This window comes from Arthrobacter sp. ISL-65, assembly GCF_018613795.1.
Lineage (GTDB): Bacteria > Actinomycetota > Actinomycetes > Actinomycetales > Micrococcaceae > Arthrobacter.
In genome coordinates this window covers 39,022-61,498 of record NZ_JAGGPN010000041.1, presented here as the reverse complement: position 1 = coordinate 61,498, position 22,477 = coordinate 39,022, and the positions used below count along the sequence as shown (strand labels likewise).

Here is a 22,477-nt window from a genome sequence, read left to right as displayed (position 1 = left end):
TTCTAAATTGGCTACGTTGTTTCAAAGTCGGGCGTTGCATTGACGCCCCGTCTTGTGTCGTTGTTGGCCTATCTGGGATCAAGTTCACTTACGGCGGAACCGTTTTCGTCGCGGCCAGCGCTCATCGCAGTCCCAGCCCCTTCGCGACAATGCCGCGCAGCACCTCTTTGGTTCCGCCGCGAATCGTGGAGGAAGGCGCGTTCAAGACCACATGAGCCAGGGCAGCCCGATAGGAGTCAGAGGCGTTGGGATCGGGCTCGGTTTGCAGAGCGAGCCGCAGGATCTCGGGAATCTCCTGCTCGAAGCAGGTGCCCAGATCTTTTACCAGTGCCGCATGCAGTGCGGCATCCTGACCATCGGCGATCATCGTCGCCACAGAGCGCGACATCCGGCGGAGGGTGGCGAGGTGGGCAACCAGGCGCCCGAGGGCCCTAGCGCCCTCAGGCGACGGTTGCCGTTTCAGAACACAGACGAATTCTTCCAACACACCGAGATGAGACAGAAAGCGCTCTGGCCCGCTACGTTCGAACGCCAGCTCACTCGTGACCTGTTTCCATCCTTCACCTTCGACCCCGATGAGCGCCTCGTCGGGGAGAAAAGCATCTTGCAGGTGCACTTCGTTGAAGTCCCGCGCTCCGGCGATGTTGACGATTGGCTGACACACGATTCCGGGCGTCTTCATATCGACCAGGAACTGGCTCAGGCCCGCGTGGCGCTCCTGGCTGGCTGGCGAGGTGCGGCAGAACAGGATCATGTAGTGGCTGCGGTGCGCATTCGTGGTCCAGATTTTCGCGCCGTTTACAAGCCAGCCTCCGTCGACTTTCGTGGCGCGGGTGCGAACCGATGCCAAGTCCGACCCGGAGTCCGGCTCGCTCATTCCTATACAGAAGTAAGACTTCCCGGCGGCGATGAGGGGCAGAATTTCCTCGCGCTGGCTCTCACTGCCGAACCGCAGCAGCAATTGGCCGCTCTGCCGGTCAGCTACAGAGTGCGCAGTGATCGGAGCCCGGGCGGCGAGCAGTTCCTCCAAAACCACATAGCGTTCAATGAGGCCGTAGCCGCCACCGCCATAGCGCTGTGGAAAGCCCATGCCGATCCATCCGCGCGCGCCAAGCGCTTCGCTAAATTCAGGATCGAAGCCACCAAAAACGCTGGCTGCGTGTGGGTCTCCCCGCCAATCAAAATCGTCGAGGAACTCGCGTACCTCTGCTCGCAGCCGCTCGCCGGCCTCCGACTGCCGTGGGCGCGGAAAAGACAGGGTACTCATCGCGTCGCTCCTACTTCGAGGCTACTGCCCGTCGGCGCCAGCGTGCGCCACAGGGTTTTCTCAGATTCATTGCCCAGGATGTGCTCCCCGAGGACGTCAGCCCAAAACGCTTCGTTGCCGTATTCGTCGCGCCAGGACCAGAGCCGCTTCGTGAAGCGATGTAATTCGTGTTCCTCAGTGAAGCCGATTGCACCAAATACCTGGTGCGCGATCGCGGAGACTTGTCCGGCCGCTTCACCGGTGCGGATCTTCGCACTTACCGCGGCAACGTTGTGCGTGAGGGACCCATTCTCACCAGCCAGCCAGCCGTCAATCGCCTCACCGCCGGCTTCGGTCGCTGCGCGCGCGGCTGCTGCCTGCGTCGCAAGTACGGCAATGTTCTGCTGGACCGCCTGAAACTTGCCAATCGGCCGGCCGAATTGGACGCGCATATTGGCGTAATCCACGGTTAAGGCCAAGGCACGTTCGATGGCACCCGACATCAGAGCACTGCGCATGACTGCAGCGATCGCCAACAGGGAATTGGACTCAAACGGCGCAGGCACCACGGCAACCGGGACGACGCCCTCTAGCGTCATGTCATCACGCGGCTCCCCTGCGAGGTTTTGACCGGGTGTAATCGAGACGCCGGATGCATCGCGGGCAACAACGATCAGCTGGGCCGCCGGGCCCTCACTGATGAACGCGACGTGCGTGCACGCGCCGCCCCAAGGCACGCGTACGAGAGCGCCGTCGACGTGCCACTCGTCACCAGATCGGCTGAGCCGAACCGGTTCCAAGGGCGGCGAAAAGGCGATTGTCGGCAACTCTGCGTCTTCAATGCCCGCAAAGTCCAGGAGCCAATGCCCAATCATGGCTTCGGCCATCGGCACGGCAGCGGCGTGATTGCCGGCGATCCCCAAAAGTTCGCAGGCAATTGCCCAGCTCACGCCGACGCCGCCCTTACTCTCGGGCACCAAAGCCTTATCAATACCGACGCTTTGCAGAACCTCCCATAAGTCAGGGGGTCCATCGGCGAAAATGCTCGCCGCCGTTTCGTGGAGCATCTCTCGAGTGTCATCGTCCATCGTTTGCTCCTTCTTTCAGATCGGGGTCGGTGGGTGCTGCAAACGTGTGTTCGACTAGTTGCACTACCTGATCCCTGATTCCACGTATGTCTGCCGCCGATCCTTGTATGAGATGCTGGGATGCAAGGCCACGAAGGGCGCCCACGACGAACTCCGCCCCGACGGCTGGATCGATATCGCCGCGCACCTCCCCCCGGGCAATGCCCACCCGCAGGTTGTCCTCCAGCCAAGCGAACATCTCACTGTTATATACGGCTACAACTTCGGCCGTCTCCGAGTTCTCGAGCCGTGACTCCGCCAGCAGCAAGAGGAGTGTACGGGTGTTTGTCCACTTCGGATCACTGCGGCCCAGGTAGACCCGGACATAGCCGAGTACCGCCTGGAGGCCAGCGGGGGGCGTAGGTGCGGCTTGCATCTCCTGGGCGAACGACCGATTGATGTGCAGAGTCAGAGCGCGCAACAGCGCACCCTTGCTACCGAAATGGTGAGCAGCCTGCCCCCGGCTGTAACCAGCCGTCTGGCCGACTTCCGCCAGGGTCATTCCCACCCAACCCTTGCGCGAAAGCAGGGTGAGCGCGGCGGCAAGGAGCCGGGTCTCGGCTTCCTCGCGCCGCTCCTGCTGCGTGCGACGCCTCGGCGCCGACGTCTGCTCTTCCCTGCCTTCTGGACGGTTACTCCCCCGGGCGGCGGCTGGTAGCTGCAACTCGGTCTTGTCATGGACAACATCATTGTGTGAAAGCCATCCCGCCGCTTCTTGCACAGCCTGCTCTGCGCTCATCGTCCGCCTCCTTTGAAGACCTGTTCAGTGTATCTCACTTACTGGTCAGCAATCAACAATATTCGTGTTTCAGGATGCTCAGTCTGAACTTAGAGCGGCGGCGGCTGCGGGGCGGTGTAGCCGCGGAAGCTGTTTGGGCAACAGGATCCTGCCGACCATGCCTCCGGATTCACGGGGTGGGGCGGGACCTGTCCTCTGGCCATCGCGACGGCATTTTCCGCGCAGACCCGGGCCATTTCGGAGCGGACTGGAGATGTTGCGCTGCCAAGATGGGGCAGCAGCACGGTATTGGCCAGTTCAGCGAGTCCGGGTTCCAGACGGGGCTCATTTTCGTACACGTCGATGCCGGCGGAGGCGATCTGCCCCATTTGTAGGGCGTGGACCAACGCCGATTCATCTACGATAGGTCCCCGTGCCGTGTTGATCAGGACCGCCGTGTCTTTCATGCTTTCGAGCACCTTCGCATCAACGAGATGCTGGGTATCTGTCGTCAGCGGTACGTGCAAAGACAGGTAGTCGCTGGATCTGACAAGTTCCTGCCAAGTGACCTGTTGCACGCGCCCGGAGAGCTCGCCAAGTTCTTCCTCTGAAACCGGGCGGTCACCGGGAGGTCGCGGGCAGAAAATCACCCGCATATCGAAGCCGAGGGCCCGTCGTGCAACGGCCCGAGCGATACGTCCGAAGCCAGCTAGACCCAGTGTCGCCCCTGAGACGTCGCGGCCGAGCAAAAGATCCGGCTGCCATCCGGTAAATTTGCCCGCTCTGAGAAACTGGTCGGACTCGACCACTCGGCGCGCGGCTCCGAGGATAAGGAGCATAGTGATGTCCGCGGTCGCATCGGTAAGAATTCCGGGTGTGTTGGCGACCATGATGCTGCGCATGGTCGCGGCCGCGATGTCGATATTGTTTACGCCCACTGCATAATTCGAGATTCCCCTTATTTTCGCAGATTTCAGCAACGGCGCGTCCAGCCTGTCGCTCAACTGGGACACCAAGATGTCGAATGCCCCGGAGGAGCAGTGTTCCCGGAGCAGGTCAGGCGTCGGACATACAGCGGGCGATACAACTTTGCCGGCCTCTGCCAGGATGCTCATGCCTGGCTCAGGGATGGGCGTCGTCACGAGAAATGTGGAGCTTTTCATCACATGCTTTCTGTTGTGCTGAGGGCTGGATTCGCGACAGCGACCGAGCCTCACGGGCGGTGCACTTATTCGGCTCGTTCACCATTCAGCCCTTTGCGGGTGTAAAGCCAAATCCATGCGGTAGGCGTAATCAAAAGGCTTGTTTACGCGGATCCGAACTGCGGAATCCGGCAAGGTCCAAGCGCCGCTGCGCCTCGGCGTAAACATCCCCCGCAAAGCCTCCTCGAGCTGCTGTCTTGGCATTTTCCCGTACGTGGGCGGGTGAGGCTGTTCCGACGATCACGGTGGACACCTCGGCGCGGGTCATGACGAAGCGAAGGAGGAATCCCTGCAAGTTATCCCCATCGAACAGATCGTCCAGGCTAAGATCCGCCCACGACGCGTGCCGGCTGTCGACCATCCCTTTAGCCCGTGGTCCACGCACCATGACACCGGCACCGGTCGCGTTGATCAACGGAAGGCAATCTTCGAGAGCACGGTCGAGTGCCGAATAGGCACTTGAAACGTCGCGAATACGCCGAGGTTGATGTGATCAAGGAGGTCCGGAAGAGTCGAGGATATGCCAATCGCCCGCACCTTGCCCTCCTCCCGTGCACGTTCCAACGTCCCCAGCACGTCATCGCGTTGCAGAACCGCCACGGAAGGCCCAATGTGGACCTGTGCCAGGTCCAGATAATCGGTGCGCAGACGCCGGAGGCTTTGGGCGATTCCTGCCCGGATGTTTGCGGGCGAATAGTCATGGTCAAGGGGTCCGTTTGGACGGGCCACCAGGTTGGTGGTCAAGCGGGCAGCCCACCTTGGACGCGAGCAGGTACTCCGATCGACGATGACTTATGTAGCGCCCAATGAGCCCCTCACTCCCGCCATAGTCGATGGAAGTATCGATGAACCGAATGCCTTCGTCCAGCACGGTATTGAGCAGTAATTCAGCAACTCCCGCATCGAGGAAACGGGGCACGCGGTGCGAGGCCCCCGCCACTCCATCGCGCCAAAACCCAGCACCGCGGTGCGCTGTCCCGAACTTGTAAGCAGGCGTTCTTCGAAACGAATCATCGACCCAGTCCCTTCCTCAAGCCTCCATACGCTCGGAGGCTCCATCTCATAATCTCGTGCGCGATCTACATTGACTCCCGTCCGCGCCCCCGGGTCGGAGGGGCTGGTGCATGTGCCGTCGCGCCGCCCACAGTCCGGCAGAGAAACTGTCCGATGCATCTCACGCTCCGAGGATGGGGATTACCCCTGCGGCCGCGTCCCGCCAAGGCATCGCACTACGCACGGCCACCCTATCACTTACTGGTCAGTCATCAAGTAGCTGATGGATCGTAAGAGGCTCCGCTCGACTGTAGCTTGTCTCATCGGAAAACCTCCGGCTGGGCAGGGTTGTCCGGAGCTTGTTGCTGCGTGATTGTTGTGGATGGGGCTGAGCGTGGGTGAGTGCAAGGCAGTGAGAAGCATCTGGCGTTGCGCTACCACGCGGCGGACCGGACGGCGAAGGATCAGATCCTCACCGAGCTAGTCGACCTGACCGGCTGACGCCGGGATTATGCCCCGGTGCGCCCTGCGCCATGCTCTCAAGCCGCCCCGACCACGGACGGCGCGGCCGGGACGGAAGCCTGTCTGTCGGGCGGATCTCCAACCGTCCCTCGCGTAGTGCTGTTCGGCGCTCAGGGGTCCGGCCGGGAAGCTTCTGGCCGCCGCGACCGACTACCTCGTAGCGATGCTGCGGGCAGAGCGGGCCTTGGGTGATCACCGATGCTCAGGCGGATCTGTTGGTGCGCATGGGTACCGCCACGATCGACCACAGACTGGCCCGTGAACGGGAGAAGATGCGACTGCCCGGACGCTCCCGCACCAAGCCCGGGTCGTTGCTGAAGGCCCAGATCCCTATCCGGACGTGGGCCGACGGGAACGACGCGGCACCGGTTTCGTGGACATCGATCTGGTCTGCCACGAAGGCCAGTCCCCGAAGACCCAAAGGATCGGGCGATCGGACTGGCGCTGAGCACCCTGGTGACTACGAACCCCGGACAGAAACCTCTGGTGATCTCCGAATAAGTTGAAATAAGCCATGACTTTTAGAGGCGACGAGTTGTTCGCGCGGACGCGGGCGCAGCGACAAAGCCGCGACCAACCAAAGCCGAGCCGGAGGGCGTCGTGTCGTAGCATTGGACCGCGGAAATCTGCGAGTGGCCTTGGGTCTTCAGGGCCTGTAGGAGTTACGAACCTGGCCAATAATTGCTTCGGCCAACTCCGCGGGAGCGGCGTGCTCGCCTACGATCCCCAGGACTTCACGTGCGACTGCGCAGATCACGCTGACGCCGCCCTTACTCCCCGGCACCTGAGAGTCAGAGGGTTCATCAGCAAAGATCTCCCCGACGTTTCGAGGAGCATCTCTCGAATGTCATCGTCCATCATTTGCTCCTTCCTCCTGTTCACGATCGGTGGGTGCTGCGAACGTATGCTCGACTAGTTGCACTACCTGATCCCTGATTCCACGTATGTCTGCCACCTGGCCTTGCAGGAGGCGCTGCAATGCCAGCCCCCGCATGGCACCAACGACGAACTCGGCTCCAAGCGCGGGATCGATATCGCCGCGCACCTCGCCCCGGGCAATGCCCACCCGTAGGTTGTCCTCCAGCCAAGCAAACATCTCACGGTTATATTCGGCGACGACTCCGGCTGTCTCTGAGTTCTCCAGTAAGGACTCCGCCAGCAGCAAGAGGAGTGTACGGGTGTTTGTCCACTTCGGATCACTGCGGCCCAGGTAGACGCGGACATAGCCGAGTACCGCCTGGAGGCCAGCGGGGGGCGTAGGTGCGGCTTGCATCTCCTGGGCGAACGACCGATTGATGTGCAGAGTCAGGGCCCGCAACAGCGCACCCTTGCTACCGAAATGGTGAGCAGCCTGCCCCCGGCTGTAACCAGCTGCCTGGCCGACTTCCGCCAGGGTCATTCCCACCCAACCCTTGCGCGAAAGCAGGGTGAGCGCGGCGGCAAGGAGCCGGGTCTCGGCTTCCTCGCGCCGCTCCTGCTGCGTGCGACGCCTCGGCGCCGCGGACTGCACCCCCCCAGCTGCTGCACCCTCACGCCCCCGGTCGGCCGGTCTCTGCAACTCACTCTTGTCTTGACCGGCCGCACTGCGTGAAAGCCACCCCGCCGCTTCTTGCACAGCCTGCTCTTTACCCATGTCTTACTCCTTGGAACAACCCAGCGCAACAACTACTGTTCAGCAATCACAAAGTTGTTAATTGATTATCAATCAAAGATTGAATCTAGCAGGTCGATGACTTCGATGCTGGCGGGCAAAGCTGACAAATGGTGTGAAAAAGTCTTGAGGTCGGCGCCGTCCGCCGCCAGCAAATTCGAGCACCTCTCGCCTGCGAACGGATAGTCGCAACCCGGATTTCACTTCGACGCGCTGGTTCTGCGAGACCCGGGGCGGGAGTGCGCCCGCAGCCGACGCGGTTATCGCCCACGCAGCATCGGAGCCAACCCCGTCTCGGCCGCAAGAGTTTTGTAAGCTCCTGCCAGGGACGACGTGGGACAGGAAGGACCAGAGCCCATGTGCGACAGCCGACCCGCAATCGATTAGCCCAAGTCCTCTCGCCAATCAGCGGTTCATTCGGCACGCGCCATCGACTCTGTAATCCCCGCGGTGTCGTATAAGCCGCTGCCGATCATTCATGAGACTTCCGGAGTTGCTCTGCGCTACGGCTTAGCGACTGTCCATGTGGAAGGGTTTGCCGTTGACCCTCTCGGAGGCGCCCGTCCGGTCCAGGTAAGGGGTGATGCCGCCCAGGTGCAGAGGCCAGCCAGCGCCGGCTAGCATGCACAGGTCCACATCCTGCGCGGAGGCCACCACGCCTTCTTCAAGAAGAAGACCAATCTCTTGTGCCAGGGCGTCCTGGACGCGCTCAAGCAGTTGTTCCGAGGTGGCCGGGCAGTGACCGAATTCCAGTCGGCCTAGGGTGGATGGTGGGATGCGCGGGCTGCTGGCGTCGTGTTCGGTGGCCCAGAGCGAGGTGATGCCGTGGTCGATGAGTCTCTGGATATTCGCCGAGACGGGGAACCGGTTGCCGAAGGCGTTATGGAGCGATTCGATAACATGCTGTGCAACTGGCAGGCCGATCATGGCCAAAAGTGTGAATGGGGTCATTGGCAGGCCCATGGGTTTGAGTGCTTTGTCTGCGATCTCAGCAGGGGTGCCCTCGTCAAAGGCCTTCAAGATCTCCGCCATCAGTCGCAGCAGCACGCGGTTGACGACAAAGGCGGGGGCATCAAGGACGAGGACCGCAGTCTTCTTCAATGCCCTGCCGAGGACGAACGCTGTGGCGAGGACTTCGTCGCTGGTCTTGGAGGCCCGCACGATCTCCAGCAAGGGCATAGAGGCAATCGGGTTAAAGAAGTGAAATCCGATGACGCGTTCCGGGTAGAGCAGGTCTGCGGCCATGTCCGTCACCCGCAGCGAGGACGTGTTGGTGGCGAGAATGCACTTTTCGGAAACGACGGACTCGACTTCTGCGAGGACCTGCTTCTTGACGGAGAGTTCTTCGAAGACCGCCTCGATCACGAAGTCAGCGTCGGTAAAGGCGGCCTTGGACACAGAGCCGCTAATGAGGGTCTTGAGCCGATTGGCGTCGACCAGGGAGATGCGTTTCTGGGTAAGCAGCTTGTCCACCTGGGCGTGGACGTGACCTACACCCTTATCCACGCGGTCCTGGTCGATGTCCGTCATCACGACGGGTACCTTTAGCTGCCGTGCAAATAGTAGGGCCAACTGGCCGGCCATCAGGCCCGCGCCGACAACTCCAACCTTGTTGATGGGCCGCGCCAGCGCCGGATCAGGGGCGCCGAACGGATTCCTGGCTCGACGCTGTAAAAGCTCGAGGAATACATACACGGAATTCTTGAACTGCGGTGTCAGGATCAGCTCGCCAAGTGCGTCGACTTCCAGCTCCGCGGACTGGGCTTGGTCCAGGCTCGGGCCCAATTCGAGCAGGTCCAGAAGACGAGCAGGGGCAGGGGCAGCATTCGAGGTCTTTGCCTCAACAATGGCCCGGCCTGCGGCCACGGCGGCGTCCCACTCTTCCTTGGTGCAGCCAGCTATCGAGGCCCGCCGTACGTCAAGTTCTTCCCTGCGTCCACCATCGGTAATGATGCCGTCCGCCCAGGCCAGGGACTGGCTCAGGAAATCGGCAGGGTCGAATAATGCGTCGGCAACACCAAGGTCATACGCTGACCTGCCGTCAAGAACCTTGTTGTTAGCCAAGGGGTTCTCGATCATCACCTTAACCGCATTAGCCGGCCCGATGAGCCGAGGAAGTCGGTACACGCCGCCCCACCCCGGCACTAGGCCAAGGTAGGCCTCGGGGAGCGAAATCCCGTTCACGCCCCCCGAGATTGTACGGTAACCCGCTGCTAGAGCGATTTCCAGGCCGCCGCCGATGGCAGCCCCATTGATGAAAGCGAAGGTTGGAACGTCCATGGCTGCGAGTGCGCCAAACACTTGATGACCCAGCCGCGCTATCTCCCGGGCCGATTCCAGGTCCTTCACGCCCTTCAGGGCGGTAAGGTCTGCGCCGGCCACAAAAAAGCGGTCATCGCCGGTGATGCCAACGCCAGCGAATTCTCCGGCGGCCACACGCTCAGCGACTTCCTCAAGCAGCACCTTGAGGGCCTGCAGCGATTTCGGGCTGAAGGTGGCGGGCTTGCTTCCCTCTCCACCTGTCAGCGTGATTAGAGCGAAGGGGCGTCCTCCAGGCAGTTGGACTTCTGTCAGGCATGCATTGGCAGAAAGCCCACGGGCGGGATGGGCATTACGATCATGGCCTTGAGTCACTGGGCGAGTCGGCATTGTCATTCGTCATTCCTAGGGTTGAGAGAGTCACGTTTAGCAGTCCGACACGGTCAGATCGTGGCTCTTTACAGCAAAAGGTGGTGGGCAAGCGCAAAAATCCTCGCGGGCCAGATCTTGATTTCTTCAGCGAGGCGCGGCTCCTCACGCCGCCGCGCCAAAGGCCGACTGATGGTGGGCCGGGTCTGTGGGTGATGCCCGACACGTCGCATCCGTCCTATCCCTTTCTTGAAGATAATACTTGTTGCACAACTATGACGTTCGGGCGTAGCGTTTGCAAGGCGATGTCATTTATCCCACGCGCAACTTTGTCCAAGAGGAGGACTGAGTAGCACGGATGCTACGAAGCACGTACCAGTCAAAGAGCAGAGCGCCGGAGCAGGGACTTTTCAGCCACCGACATGAATCGCCCACATGCTGGGCGGGACCGATATCTCCATAACACCGAAGAAATGTAGTGACCATGCCCTTGAGCCGAACAATGTTCAAGTCCAAAATCCACCGCGCGACCGTGACCCATGCAGATCTGCACTACGTCGGCTCTGTGACTGTGGACCTCGACCTGTTGGACGCAGCTGATATCCTGCCCGGTGAACTCGTCTCGATCGTCGACGTCACTAACGGTGCGCGTCTGGAAACCTATACCATCGCGGGTGAACGTGGGTCCGGCGTAGTCGGTATCAACGGACCTGCGGCGCACCTGATCCATGTGAATGACACGGTCATCCTCATCACCTATGCCCACATGAACGCCGAGGACGCCGTCGTTTATGTCCCCCAGGTGGTCCATGTGGACCAGCACAATAAAATTATGCAGCTCGGCACTGACCCTGCTGAAAGCCCAATACCAGGGCTAATGCGCCCGCCATTCGCTTTGGACTCCTCATCAAGGACCAGACCATGAGCCGCAGCACCGACGCCGCGCCAAGCTTGCCCGCGGAACTTCCCGGCCCCTATGGAACAGGCCCCTCTCGCCGTGACGCTGGTGCTTTGGCGCCCGCCGAGAAGCCTGCCGGCCGGATACGGATCCACCACTTGCAGCAGGCCAAGGATAACGGGGCACGTTTCGCCATGCTCACAGCGTATGAACAATACACAGCAGAGGTATTCGACCAGGCGGGCATTGAGGTACTTCTGGTCGGTGACTCAGCTTCCAACAACGTTTTTGGCAATGAGACCAGCCTGCCAGTCACGGTGGACGAACTCATACCTTTGGCCAGGGCGGTTGCGCGTTCGGCCAGACGGGCCTTGGTGGTCGCCGACCTGCCGTTTGGCAGTTACGAAGTTTCTGCCCAACAAGCAGTCAGCACCGGCGTCCGGTTCCTCAAGGAGGGCTTAGCGCACGCCGTCAAAATCGAGGGTGGCAGCTCATACGCGGAAACAGTCCGGGCCATGACTGGCGCCGGCATTCCGGTCATGGCCCACATTGGCTTCACACCCCAAAGTGAGCACTCGCTTGGAGGCTACCGCGTGCAGGGACGAGGCGACGGCGCTCAAATGCTTGTTGACGACGCCGTAGCCCTTGCGGAGGCCGGTGCTTTTTGTGTTCTTATGGAGATGGTGCCAGCCGTCGCCGCGGCAGCAGTAGATGCGGCCGTTCGGGTCCCTACGATCGGTATCGGGGCAGGTAATGCAACCACAGGGCAGGTTTTGGTTTGGCAAGACATGACCGGCCTACGCGGTGGGAAAATGCCTAGGTTCGTAAAACGGTATGCAAGTCTTCGGTCCGTGTTGGCCGACGCGGCCCGGGCATACGGCGACGAAGTACGCTCCGGGAAATTTCCATCGACCGAACACTCCTTCTAACAGGACTCGAGTTGACCGGACCCGAGCGTTGGACTCGAGTCCGGCTCCCGGCTGGCGCTCCCCGGTACCCCCGAGTTTGTAGTTCAAAGAACAGTCGTTCGCCACCAAGATGTATGAGCGTGACGACTGTATTGCCTGTGCACCTCAAGTGCCGTGCCCTAGTCCTAGTATTCCCGTTGTGAGATCCCCTATTCACGGTAACGTGATGGAAGGCATAAGCTAATGGAATCCCAGGTAGTCGCCCGTGTTAGCATGCAGCGCACAGACCAATGGCAGTCGCTCGTTGGCGAAGTCGTCGAAGTTTGGCTCGATGGGTCGCTGTATCGCAAGGGGCTGGTAGATGGTGCCATGGCTGATGCTTCCGGGATATGGCTCGCTGCCGAGGCCGCAGATCAGCGGCAATTTATCGACGCCTTGAGCGGGTATGAAGTCAGAACCCGCCTGTACCCCCGTTCGAGGCGGGCCAACGCATGAAGATTTCTAATCGTCGTGCGTGAGCCCCATAGACGGGATGGAGGAGTTCGTCGGTGGCCGCTCCACTGCGGGCCTTCCAGGGCATTCAAACTAAGACGAGGACCACGCCACCCGTTCAGCCGCTAGTCGCCTCCGACGCCAGCTTGCTGAGAACGGGAATGACTGCTTCGAGCGCCTTGAAGTCTTCCGGCGTCAATCGTTCCCTGACTGTCCGGTCAAGCCAGCTATACCCGGCAGACACCTCTTGAGTGAATTTTCGGCTACCCTCGTCCGTAAGTTCGATCCAGACCCGGCGACGATCCACGTTGTCAGGAACGCGGGTCACAAGCTGTAGCCGTTCGAGCTCACGGGCAGCGAGCGAAATGCCCTGAGGGCTGACCCGTCCAGCCAAAGCAAGTTCCGAAGTCGTCGCGCGCCCATGCTCCGACAGATATCGGAGAACGCCCAGCTTGCCGGGCGAGAGAGTCCGTTCCGCGTTCAACCGCGACAGTAAGGGGTGCAGCGTCTCGAAGAAGGAGCGTGTCATTTTCGTCTGGTCGATCATAACTCGAATATACAACCTGCTTGATCAAGCTGGTTGTTCTCTCACTCAAAAAAGCATTGGGCTTCTCCTGATAAATCGTGTGTCGAGTCCTAACAGGCAAACTTAACAAGAAACGTCCGTACCCAGGGCAGCGCCAAGGTGGCTGTGTATTACACCCCGGCAGTGGAGGAGTCAGAGCGCCGCGGCGTCCCCCGCACGCCCCATTCGGGAGGCGTTGGCCCGGCTCACTGCCGGAGGGCTGACGACGGCGGCAGGAATGCCGCGCGTCGTGGTCACTCTTGAACAGGGCGTTTGGTAAGGCCGAGAACTAAACACCGGGCTGGTAACAACCGTGATCGCCGCTCCCAGCCATAGCAATTCAAGCCGCACGCCCCATACTTCCTGTGATCGCAAACGTTTGCCCAAGTGCCCATGACGAGCGTGAGGAATTCCGGACACAGCTGGAGGTACGTCCAGCCGTGTCCGGAAACAGCGAGGCCGTCAACGGACGGCCGGCATCAGGCCTGGGCGTCGCGGATGGCCCGGTTGACGGCGGAGATGACTGCCTTCAGCGCAGACGTGCTGGTGTTGGCATCGATGCCGACGCCCCACAGGACACGCTCCCCCACGGCACATTCAACGTAGGCCGCGGCGAGGGCGCTGCCGCCCTCAGACAGGGCGTGCTCGCTGTAGTCCAGGACCCGCACATCCACGCCGTCCTGGCCGAGGATGTCCAACAGCGCGGCGATGGGGCCGTTGCCGGTGCCGGTGCGGCTGACGTGGGTGCCGTCGACACCGAGCGAGGCGTGCAGGGTCATGAAGCCGTCCTCATCGGTCTCGGTCTTCACCGAGCCGAGCGAGTACCGGCCCCACTGGCTTTCCGCCTTGGCGGAGGGCAGGTACTCGTCCTGGAACAGCTGCCACAGCTGGGCACCGCTGACCTCGCCGCCAACAGTGTCAGTGCGCCGCTGGATGACGCCGGAGAACTCGATCTGGGCCCGCCGCGGCAGGTCCAGGCTGTGCTCGCTCTTGAGCAGGTAGGCCACGCCGCCCTTGCCGGACTGGGAGTTGACACGGATCACGGCCTCGTAGCTGCGGCCGAGGTCCTTCGGGTCGATGGGCAGGTAGGGAACCTGCCAGGTGAAGTCCTCCACGGCTTTGCCAGCGGCCGCGGCGTCCCGTTCCAACGCTTCGAAACCCTTTTTGATGGCGTCCTGGTGGGACCCGGAGAATGCCGTGAAGACGAGGTCACCGCCGTACGGTGCACGCTCCGCCACGGGCAGCTGGTTGCAGTACTCCACGGTGCGCCTGACGTCGTCGATGTCCGAGAAGTCGATCATCGGGTCAACGCCCTGCACGAACATGTTCAGGCCGAGGGTCACCAGGTCCACGTTGCCGGTCCGCTCACCGTTGCCGAACAGGCAGCCCTCGATGCGGTCGGCGCCCGCCATGTAGCCCAGCTCGGCCGCGGCCACGCCGGTGCCGCGGTCGTTGTGCGGGTGCATGGAGAGGATGATGCCCTCGCGCGGGTGCAGGTGGCGGCTCATCCACTCAATGGAGTCGGCGTAGACGTTGGGGGTGGCCATCTCCACCGTGGCGGGCAGGTTGATGATCACCTGGCGGTCTGCGGACGCCTCGAAGACGTCGGCCACAGCGTTGCAGACGCGGACCGCGTACTCCAGCTCGGTGCCCGTGAAGGATTCGGGAGAGTACTCATAGGTGATGTGGGTGTCGCCCAGCGTCTCCTCGTACTTCTTGCAGAGCCGCGCGCCTTGGAGGGCGATGTCCAGGATGCCGTCCTCGTCCTGGTTGAACACCACGCGGCGCTGCAGGACGGAGGTAGCGTTGTAGAGGTGGACGATCGCCTGCTTGGCGCCCACCAGGGATTCGTAGGTCCGCTCAATCAGGTGTTCGCGGGCCTGGGTGAGGACCTGGATAGTCACATCGTCCGGGATGTGGTTGCCCTCGATGAGCTGGCGGACGAAGTCGAAATCGGTCTGAGAGGCGGACGGGAACCCGAGCTCGATCTCCTTGTAGCCCATCCGGACCAACAGGTCGAACATCTTCATCTTGCGGGCCGGGCTCATGGGATCGATCAGCGACTGGTTGCCGTCCCGCAGGTCCACCGCGCACCAGCGGGGCGCCTTGGTAATGACCTTGTCAGGCCAGGTCCGGTCCGGCAGATCAACCTTGATCTGGTCCTGGAACGGGATGTAACGGTGGATCGGCATACCCGAGGGCTTCTGTGCGTTTCGCATTACGTGGGGCCTTTTCTTGAGTTCTTCATTGAAGGGTGGCCGGGCAACACAAACTCCGCGACGAGGGTGGGCCTTGCGCTAGATTGCGCCTGAGGCCTCGCCGCGGCAGCTAAGGAGAAGGAGCTCTGCACGCACCTTCCGACCGTAGCACGAGTGCTGAAATGAAAGGGCAGCGCTGCTGTGGAGTCGGGCATCAAGGGCGTGCAGGTCATGGACGACCAAGCCGATCATGGCGCTTCTGTCAGTTGACCTGTCACGGGATCCGTTCCGCTGTCGTCCGCGTCGGGGAGCTGACTTCTTAGGGCCGGCGAGTTCAGATTGCGGACTGCAGGACGGGGGGTGTTTTGTCAGCTCTACCAACGGGTCGAAAAAGAGGGGCAAGCATGGGGTGTGGGGTTCGACTGCGGCCGGAAAGCTTGTTGCTGGCTCTAACTTCTTCACTGCATTTCACTTCCTGGGGGGCGTTGATCGAGCAGTTCGGCCAAATGCAGGCTCCTGCGGTCCGGGTCCAACTGTTTGACCTGCATAGCGCAGCTGAAGCCGTCGGCAAGGATGGGAACGTCGGAAGCTGTTTTGGCCAAGGCGGGCGCCAGGGCTTGTTCGGCGACCTTCATGGAGATCTCGTAGTGGTTGGCTTCGAAACCGAAGTTGCCGGCGACTCCGCAGCAGCCGGTCGCTTCGTTCACGTTGGCGACGCCAAGGGCAGCCAAGGCCTTGCGTTGTATGGTAGCCCCGAAGGTGGAGTATTCGTGGCAGTGGGTTTGCACCGTGACGTCCATCGGCATGGCAGGTGGTGTCCAGCCGCCGTCGACCCATTCCTTGACGGCCTCGGCGAAGCTGCGGATCCTGTGGGAGACACGTTCGGCCGCTTCGGTGCCGAGAAGTTCGGGTGCGTCCTTTTTCAACGCCGCGGCGCAGCTCGGTTCAATCACCACGATGGGTGTGTCGGTCCCGTCGTCGAGCTTCGCGACCGCTTTGCCCATGAGTTTTCTGGCGGTGTCCAGCTGACCGGTGGATATCCACGTCAAACCGCAGCAGGCATCGGATTCGCAGCCGACAGTGCGTCCAGTGCTTTCCACGACGCGCGCTGCTGCCCCAGCTACTTCGGGCCTGAAACCCTTGGTGAACGAATCGACGAACAGCACAGCATCTGCGGGGTACGAGGGATTGACGTAGGGCGCCAGCTCCTTTCGGAGCATCGCCCGGGAGGCAAACTTCGGCATCTTCCGGTGCGTGGTGAGCCCACCAGCCGCGGCCACGACCTTGCCCAGCGGACTGGTCAGGGCCAGGTTCACCAGCGGGCTGATCAGAGTGGTCAGTTTCAGCCAGCGCGGCAACCAGCCGAGGGAGAAGTGCGACATCGGGCGGAGCTTGCCCTCGTAGTAGTGGGAGAAGAACTCCGACTTGTACGTGGCCATGTCCACGCCAGCGGGGCAATCGTTCGAGCATGCCTTGCAGGCCAGGCAGAGATCCAGTGTTTCCCGGACGTCCTTCGACTTCCAGCCTTCGTCGATGCCCTTGGCACCGCGGACCATGTCCTGCAGAGCACGGGAACGGCCGCGCGTTGAATCCTTTTCGTCCCCTGTGGCCCGGTAACTCGGGCACATGACGCCTCCGGCATCGGACCGACACCTGCCCACGCCAATGCAGGATTGGACAGCGTGAACCCACGGATCAGCCCCGGCAGCTGCGGCTTCGACCGGACGGAGCTCAAAGTGGGTTCGCCACTCGCGCTGGGGAATACCTTCGTGCGCCAAGTTGGCATCAATGGGGTCTGCATCTGTCATGGATCCTGGGTTCAGGATGCCGGCACGGTCCCAAAGTCCACGGTAGGTCTCAAATGCTGCGATCATCCTTGGGGAATACATGACAGGCAGAAACTCGGACCGGGCGCGTCCGTCGCCATGCTCACCAGACAATGAGCCACCGTGCCGCACTACGAGTTCAGCTGCGGTCCGGGTGAACTTGCGGAAGACGGCGCGGCCCTCCTCGCTACGCAGGTCATAAGTGATGCGGATGTGCATGCAGCCTGCACCAAAGTGCCCGTACATAATTCCGGTCAACCCGAACTCAGTCAAAAGGTCACGGAAATCGGACAGGTATGCGGCCAGGTTCTGCGGCGCAACAGCTGAGTCTTCCCAGCCTGCCTGTGATTCCCCGCCGCTTGCCGGCCGGGATGAAAGACCCGCCCCGTCTTCCCGGACCCGCCAGAGGGTAGCGCGCTGCACGAGGTCTGGAACCGCGCGCCCGTCCACCATCCGTCCGTTTGCGGCCAGCCGCTCAAGGAGCCGCGCCGCTTCCCCCGCTACCTGCTCAGGGTCGTCCCCGTCCAAGTCCACATAGAGAAATGCCTTGCCCTCGGGCAGGCCGAGCACGGAGTCAGCACCGCGGCGCAGCTTCATCGTGTCCACGATGGCCTCGTCGATGCCCTCGACGGCGGCAGGGGAAAATTCCAGGATGGTTTCGATGTCCTTGGCGGCGTCAACGACGTCGGCGTACCCGAGGCACACAAGGAGCGCGGTGGGTGCTTTGGGGACGAGCTTCATGCGGGCTCGGACGACGATCGCACAAGTGCCCTCGGTTCCCACGAGGGCACGGGCCACGTTGAAGTTATTTTCGGGAAGGAGGTTCGCCAGGTGGTAACCGGATACCTGGCGCTGGATACGGCCCAGCTCCACCCTGAAACTTGCCAGATTGTCCTGGGCGAGTTGCCTAAGCTCCTCCCCCAGCTCAAAGGCGCGGGAGACCGAGAACGTATCAGCCGGGTCAGTTGCACGCAGTCCGTTCGCTGTGGCGGTCAACTGTGCACCGTCGGACGTGACAACGTCGATCTCCAGCACATGATCAGAGGTGCGGCCGTAGCGCACGGAGTGATTACCGCAGGCGTCGTTCCCGAGAGAGCCGCCGATGGTGGCGCGGTTCTTTGACGAAGGATCCGGGGCGAACGTGAGTCTCCCGCCCGTGACCCTCTCGGTCTCAAGGGTGAGGTGGGAGAGGACGACGCCGGGGCCGACGTCGGCGGTTTTGCTCGCCTCATCGAGGCTGATGATGCGGTTCATGTAACGGGAGAAGTCCAGAACAATGCCGGGGCCGATGGCGTTGCCGGCCATGGAGGTCCCGCCGCCCCGGCTCACCAGCGGCGTGCCGGTTTCCCGACATGCGGCCATGGTTGTGACGACGTCCTGAACGCTTCGTGGGAAGACCACGGCAACAGGCGGAACCCGGTAATTGGACGCGTCATAGGAATATGCAGCAATGCGGTGGCCCGCTACTTCAGCCAGCACGCCCGCCGCTTCCAGCCGGGCAAGGACCGGTGCATTACCCGGTGTGGAGAGGACATCTTGAGTCATAACGTTATAGGGCTCCAGTTTCGGTCCCGGCGAGTGCCCGGTCATTATTCTTTGCAAGCTCGTTCCCTTGCCGGCGTTAGGGTTCACGACGGGATTACAGGCAACTCGAAGTGCGACAGGCGAGCGTCGCTGTAGTAAATGTGCTGGCGCCCGTTCTCCCATATGCTGCCCTTGCCATAGCGAGGTTGCCATCTTTTGCGACCTCGTTACGGAATCCGAGTTCAGTTGCATCCATGCCCTGCTCCTTCGCCCTCATGAAGTTCCCCCTCCCGGCGGACATGTGTCACGCTATGTCGACTGCCCCCAGCGACGCTATTGGAATTGCACCAACACCCTCACTCAAACTCTGGTGAAAGTCTTGGCGGTGGGTGAGCTGCATTTTTTTCGTGAGGACCCGGTAGTACAGGCGAGCAACGTCTACCCCAACGCAGCAAGAGGCACGACACGAGGGGATTTCGCTATTGCCCAATCGGTTGAGGGAGCGCAAAGTTGCATCACGGCTGCGTCCTTGTACCCCTCGTGATCTCTCGCCGCCGGCGATGAAACTCTTCCACGTCATCAAGTCGAAGGCACACAGAATCGATGTGCCGTTTCACCAAAAGGACTTTCTCGGTGGTATCCGCCTCTGCGATCTCGTCGAGAATGGCAAGCGTTGGGGGAAGCATCTTAAGCCTTCCGGCCGCTTCGTCCAGGAGGAGCTTTCGGACGGGGATCCAATCCGAAGATGTTGCTTCCGTCGTGACATGCCGGGGCTCCAGTTTCGGCCCTACGGCAGTCACAAAAAAGAACGTATCGAAACGTTTGGGAAAGCCCTCAGGTGTGATCCAGTTCGCCCACGGGACCAGAGCTTCCGGTTGCAGGACAACATCGCATTCCTCTGCCACTTCACGGATGGCGGCAGATAAGAGGCAAGCGGTAGTGTGACGCGCGTAAGTTGCATCGGTTCCGACGCTGGTCCGGCTCCACGCCTTTACCTGGGAATCCAATAGATCTCTGCTGAGCGCCGAAGGCGACGAGTCAACAGCGTCAACCCTGCCTCCTGGAAATGCGACCACACCGGCAGCAAAATCCATAGTGAGTGCCCTGCATTGGACAAACACTTCAACTCCATGGAACGAATCCCGCATCAGAACCACGCTTACCGCTCGCCGCGGAGCCGGTGGTACGTGTGAGACAATCTCCTCACCCGTAGTACCTCTCATCGATTTCTCCAACTTCATGGCGTAAACGCCGCCGAGCGGTACAGAAGGACAACCCAGAAGCCCTCTTGACAGACCTCGCTTCGCTGATTGACTATCTGAAGTCTGGTTTTCACAATCCCCCGGTCCGGCTTAGTCGCAGAGGGCCGGAGCTCGACTACTTCTTCCCTTACGGCAATTGTGTCGCCGATGCGTACAGGGGCAATGAGGTTCCAGTCATGAATGCCCAGAAATGCTATGGCCGAACGTTCCTTCCAGCCCATTCGCATTTCCAAGCCAAAAGCGATCGCAAGAGTCCCCGGACCATGGAAAACCCGTTCTCCAAACTGAGTACCACGGGCATACTCCTGGTTGGTGTGCAGGGGGTGCATATCCCCCGACCACGTCGCGAAGGCGACCAGATCCGTCTCTGTAATCGTTCGCCCCTGAGATGACCACGAATCTCCGGTTTGGAGATCCTCAAAGAATCGAGTTGTTGAAGGGATCAGACGATTCTCCGCTCCTGCATCCATCTTTGCTCCTGTTCGGTTACCGCCTAGGATTTTGAAGGCTCCCAGCCAGCTTCGAGTCGGTCCGCTTCAAAATTCCGGCCAGTGATCCCCTCATATGATGCTGAATCTCTCGGGACAATCCGGATTGGCTTCCCGGCAGAGAGTTCTTCAGATACGTGTGCGATAACGCCAGGGAGTGTCGAAAGCAGGGCAACGCCTGTTCCTTCTTCGGGTGTGAAGCCAAGCCCCAGCAGTATCGCGGCCATCACACCAACGTCATTTATCGGGATGTCCGACTTACCTGGGAGTTTCGTGAAGGCCCTGTGCACTGCCTCGTACACTTCAGCCGCCTGATCCCACAAGCCTTCCTGCAGAGCAATCGACCGGAGCCGTTCAGCGCGAGGATCAACAACCTTAAAAACAGGATGTCCCAAACCTGGGATGCGTTCCTTTGCTTCACGCATGCGGTTTACCTTTTGCTCGGCAAAAGCTTCGAGTGGGAGGCCGGATCCCAGAAACTCAGCATGCGTAGCGAGGATGAAGCGGCCGCTGTCCTCAGTCGCCAGCGTGTGCTTCCCGACAGATAGACAGGCAGCTGACATGCCGATAGCCATACTTGGATTGGCGGAGACGGCAAACCGCGCGGCCACTGTGCCGGGCTTTTCAAGACCATAATCCAGGATGCCGCTCAGGACTGCGTCCAGCGCCCGTATCTCATGGTCGGAGGGGATCCGACCGCGGATCACTAGAAATATGGCTGCCGTGAAGGGGATTTGCCCGATCAGGTCCTCAAGGTCGTAGCCGCGAACGTAAACATTCGTATCAGTGACGTGGCTAACAGAGGACGACCAATAAGCCCCGGACTGGTCTGCAGTATCGTTTTCCAATGTTTCTCCCGAACCGTCATATGTTTCAAAGGGGCCTGCGGTGCTAGGCAAGTTGACGAGCCAAGCTCCAAAGTATGTGGGCCGTGTTATTGAACTTTAGAATCCACCGAACCGTGCCGGCATTGGAGATTTTCCGAAGCCGCAGCGTCCAGGCGTAGAAATTACCGGTGCATCTTGGCTAGTGCGCCCGCGGACCGCTCAGGCGACATGTTTGGCGCCGGATCCCCCAGCGTATGGTCAGCTGGAGGACCCGGATAGGGCTGAAGCGCGTAGGTTCCTCGTGTGGATGCCTTCTCAGGAGAGGAGAGCCGCCCCTTGAACATTAGGACGATGAGGCGGGCCGGAATTGTTTCAACGGCAGGCACCCAACCCTGGTCAAAGTACAAAAAGCCGGCCGGGCCGGGTTCATCCCCATCCACCACCTGCGAGTCATAGGGTGGCCGGCAAAGATACCGAACCTGTAGTTCGACTCCTGTAGCTTCCACGATAACCTCGGCAAAAAGCCGTGAGGATGACAGTTTCACTCGGAAGATCCCCAACGTAGTTTGTAGGGCATGGGAAGCAAAAGCGTAATTATCACCGGATCCGGCTCCGGCATCGGCCGGGCCATTGCCCAGGCTTTCGTCGAAGCAGACTACGAAGTCTACGCGAGCGACGTTTCAGAGGAACGTCTAGCGGAGACCAGGCAAGAACTCGGTTCCCCGGACTCACTCCACACGAGGGTCGTAGATGTTAGCGACTACCACTCTGTGTCTGCCTTGGTGGACGAGGTTGTGGAGAAGACAGGCAAACTTGACGTTATGGTCAACAGCGCAGGTGTCTTCGACGGGTATGCCGACGTGCTGGAAACGACACCCGAGTTGTGGGCCAAAATTATTGGGGTCAACCTGACCGGAACGTTCTACGGCTGCCGCGCAGCAGCGCAGGTAATGACCAAGCAGAACTCCGGCCGCATCATTACAATCGGCTCCGTCGCCGGCCAAAGGGGTGCAGCAGACGGTATCTCCTACGTCGCATCCAAGGCGGGCATAGAGGGTCTTAATCGACGTCTCGCCATCGACGTTGCCCCTCACGGGGTAACGGCCAACGTTGTCGCCCCAGGAGTCATCAAGACAAACCTTCGTGCCACTTCCGAGGAAATTCTAGGTGATCTCGTCTCAACGCAGCAGCGGGGCATCGGAGTGTCTCCCGAAATCATGGACTTCCTCATTCCAGCAAAACGATCGGGCGAACCCTCAGAGGTGGCGAGCGTAGTACTGTTCCTCGCGTCCGACGCTGCTGGCTATGTGAACGGCCAGACTATCCAGGTCGATGGCGGCTGGAACGCGACGTAGTCCGGCCGAGAGCATGGCCCGCTAAGAACAGAAATCCGCCAACTCTC

19 protein-coding genes are annotated in these 22,477 nt (G+C 60.9%); 3 read left to right on the top strand and 16 right to left on the bottom strand.

Annotated features, from left to right (window positions below; translation table 11 throughout):
- Positions 1-121: 121 nt before the first annotated feature.
- The 10 genes from J7I85_RS18425 to J7I85_RS18380 form a co-directional block, all read right to left on the bottom strand.
- Positions 122-1,267: an acyl-CoA dehydrogenase family protein gene (locus J7I85_RS18425; protein WP_214854735.1), complete on the bottom strand. Its 1,146-nt coding sequence runs from the start codon at positions 1,265-1,267 to the stop codon at positions 122-124.
- On the bottom strand, positions 1,264-2,334 hold the full coding sequence (locus J7I85_RS18420) for an acyl-CoA dehydrogenase family protein (RefSeq protein WP_214854718.1): 1,071 nt from the start codon (positions 2,332-2,334) through the stop codon (positions 1,264-1,266). The genes J7I85_RS18425 and J7I85_RS18420 overlap by 4 nt, the downstream gene beginning before the upstream one ends.
- Positions 2,324-3,112, bottom strand: coding sequence for a TetR/AcrR family transcriptional regulator (locus J7I85_RS18415; protein WP_214854715.1), 789 nt, complete (start codon positions 3,110-3,112; stop codon positions 2,324-2,326). Before J7I85_RS18415 ends, J7I85_RS18420 begins: the two co-directional genes overlap by 11 nt.
- Before the next feature lie 89 nt (positions 3,113-3,201).
- Positions 3,202-4,254: a D-glycerate dehydrogenase gene (locus tag J7I85_RS18410; RefSeq protein WP_214854712.1), complete on the bottom strand. Its 1,053-nt coding sequence runs from the start codon at positions 4,252-4,254 to the stop codon at positions 3,202-3,204.
- Positions 4,255-4,384: 130 nt separating this feature from the next.
- Positions 4,385-4,708 carry a hypothetical protein gene (locus J7I85_RS18405; RefSeq protein ID WP_214854710.1) on the bottom strand — a complete coding sequence of 108 codons (324 nt, stop codon included), beginning with the start codon at positions 4,706-4,708 and terminating at the stop codon, positions 4,385-4,387.
- The gene (locus J7I85_RS18400; RefSeq protein ID WP_214854707.1) at positions 4,705-5,037 is read right to left on the bottom strand and encodes an aldo/keto reductase; all 333 of its coding nucleotides are present in this window, start codon (positions 5,035-5,037) and stop codon (positions 4,705-4,707) included. The genes J7I85_RS18405 and J7I85_RS18400 overlap by 4 nt, the downstream gene beginning before the upstream one ends.
- Positions 4,997-5,212 carry an aldo/keto reductase gene (locus J7I85_RS18395; RefSeq protein ID WP_308159542.1) on the bottom strand — a complete coding sequence of 72 codons (216 nt, stop codon included), beginning with the start codon at positions 5,210-5,212 and terminating at the stop codon, positions 4,997-4,999. The genes J7I85_RS18400 and J7I85_RS18395 overlap by 41 nt, the downstream gene beginning before the upstream one ends.
- Before the next feature lie 798 nt (positions 5,213-6,010).
- Entirely contained in the window at positions 6,011-6,205 is a 195-nt protein-coding gene (locus tag J7I85_RS18390; protein WP_214854671.1) for a hypothetical protein, read from the bottom strand.
- Between the two features lie 450 nt (positions 6,206-6,655).
- Positions 6,656-7,441, bottom strand: a complete 786-nt coding sequence (locus tag J7I85_RS18385) for a TetR/AcrR family transcriptional regulator (protein ID WP_214854659.1) — start codon at positions 7,439-7,441, stop codon at positions 6,656-6,658.
- Positions 7,442-7,969: 528 nt separating this feature from the next.
- A complete protein-coding gene (locus J7I85_RS18380) occupies positions 7,970-10,108 on the bottom strand; it encodes a 3-hydroxyacyl-CoA dehydrogenase NAD-binding domain-containing protein (protein ID WP_214854834.1) in 2,139 nt (712 codons plus the stop codon).
- 469 nt (positions 10,109-10,577) lie between these two features.
- Here J7I85_RS18380 and panD point away from each other — a divergent pair, with 469 nt between their 5' ends.
- Positions 10,578-11,012 carry an aspartate 1-decarboxylase gene (gene panD / locus J7I85_RS18375; RefSeq protein WP_214854657.1) on the top strand — a complete coding sequence of 145 codons (435 nt, stop codon included), beginning with the start codon at positions 10,578-10,580 and terminating at the stop codon, positions 11,010-11,012.
- The gene (gene panB / locus J7I85_RS18370; RefSeq protein ID WP_214854651.1) at positions 11,009-11,914 is read left to right on the top strand and encodes a 3-methyl-2-oxobutanoate hydroxymethyltransferase; all 906 of its coding nucleotides are present in this window, start codon (positions 11,009-11,011) and stop codon (positions 11,912-11,914) included. The genes panD and panB overlap by 4 nt, the downstream gene beginning before the upstream one ends.
- A gap of 589 nt (positions 11,915-12,503) precedes the next feature.
- Here panB and J7I85_RS18365 read toward each other — a convergent pair.
- The 6 genes from J7I85_RS18365 to J7I85_RS18340 form a co-directional block, all read right to left on the bottom strand.
- Positions 12,504-12,932, bottom strand: a complete 429-nt coding sequence (locus J7I85_RS18365) for a MarR family winged helix-turn-helix transcriptional regulator (protein ID WP_214854642.1) — start codon at positions 12,930-12,932, stop codon at positions 12,504-12,506.
- A 497-nt stretch (positions 12,933-13,429) separates the two neighbouring features.
- Positions 13,430-15,169 carry a 2-isopropylmalate synthase gene (leuA, locus tag J7I85_RS18360; RefSeq protein WP_214854633.1) on the bottom strand — a complete coding sequence of 580 codons (1,740 nt, stop codon included), beginning with the start codon at positions 15,167-15,169 and terminating at the stop codon, positions 13,430-13,432.
- 437 nt (positions 15,170-15,606) lie between these two features.
- Complete coding sequence (locus J7I85_RS18355) at positions 15,607-18,519, bottom strand: FAD-binding and (Fe-S)-binding domain-containing protein (RefSeq protein WP_214854620.1); 2,913 nt, start codon at positions 18,517-18,519, stop codon at positions 15,607-15,609.
- A 494-nt stretch (positions 18,520-19,013) separates the two neighbouring features.
- A complete protein-coding gene (locus J7I85_RS18350; protein ID WP_214854617.1) occupies positions 19,014-19,592 on the bottom strand; it encodes an NUDIX hydrolase in 579 nt (192 codons plus the stop codon).
- 143 nt (positions 19,593-19,735) lie between these two features.
- Complete coding sequence (locus J7I85_RS18345; protein WP_214854614.1) at positions 19,736-20,230, bottom strand: MaoC/PaaZ C-terminal domain-containing protein; 495 nt, start codon at positions 20,228-20,230, stop codon at positions 19,736-19,738.
- A 23-nt stretch (positions 20,231-20,253) separates the two neighbouring features.
- Positions 20,254-21,096, bottom strand: a complete 843-nt coding sequence (locus J7I85_RS18340) for a citryl-CoA lyase (protein WP_214854611.1) — start codon at positions 21,094-21,096, stop codon at positions 20,254-20,256.
- A gap of 554 nt (positions 21,097-21,650) precedes the next feature.
- Here J7I85_RS18340 and J7I85_RS18335 point away from each other — a divergent pair.
- A complete protein-coding gene (locus J7I85_RS18335) occupies positions 21,651-22,430 on the top strand; it encodes an SDR family NAD(P)-dependent oxidoreductase (RefSeq protein ID WP_214854608.1) in 780 nt (259 codons plus the stop codon).
- The last annotated feature ends 47 nt before the right edge of the window (positions 22,431-22,477 follow it).